This is a genomic window from Parachitinimonas caeni (genome assembly GCF_030129945.1).
Lineage (GTDB): Bacteria > Pseudomonadota > Gammaproteobacteria > Burkholderiales > Chitinimonadaceae > Parachitinimonas > Parachitinimonas caeni.
In genome coordinates, this window is record NZ_JARRAF010000157.1 from 1 (window position 1) to 624 (window position 624).

Annotated in this window: 1 protein-coding gene; it reads left to right on the plus strand. The window is 72.1% G+C overall.

Features of this window, described 5'->3' with window-relative positions; genetic code table 11:
• Window positions 1-624: hypothetical protein (locus PZA18_RS25785; protein ID WP_284103432.1), on the plus strand; the 624-nt coding region annotated here is incomplete at both ends.

Consider the following 624-nt stretch of genomic DNA (forward strand, 5'->3'; position numbering starts at 1 on the left):
CTGTATGGCAGCAGTGCGCTGGGCTGGGCCCAGGCCGGGCCGCACCGGCTGAGCCTGCCTGCCACCGGCGGGGCGTATCGTTTTAGCGTGCATAGCAGCGCCGAAGCCGCTTCGCTGCAGCCGGACCTGCCGCAGTCGATGGCCTTCGCCGCCGGTCAGGGGCTGGCGCTGGCCCGATTCGACGTGCGCGCAGACCGGCACTATCGGCTGGAGGGGCTGCCGACCGACCGCTACGCCTATCAGATCTATGACCAGGGTGGCAATCTGCTGGTAGGCGTACCGGGCTGGGGGGATGGCAGCTTTGCGCTGGATCGGGCCCAGACGGTCTATCTGGCGGTCTACCGCCCGAGCCGCGACCTGGACACGGCCGCGACCGCGACGCTGACCCTGGCGCTCCAGGCCGAGCCGCTGACCGTCGATCTGGGCCGGCTGGCACCGGAGACCCGCCATACCCTGCCGGCCGCGCCGGAAGCGACGGCCCAGTTCCACGTGGAGCAGGCGGGCTGGTGGCGTCTGGACGCCCAGGCGATGGCAGGCAGTCAGGGCGACCTGACCTTGAACGCCCTGGATGCCCGGCGCAGCTACCCGGTCGGGCAGTGGGGCGAGGCCGCCGACAGCCGGCCG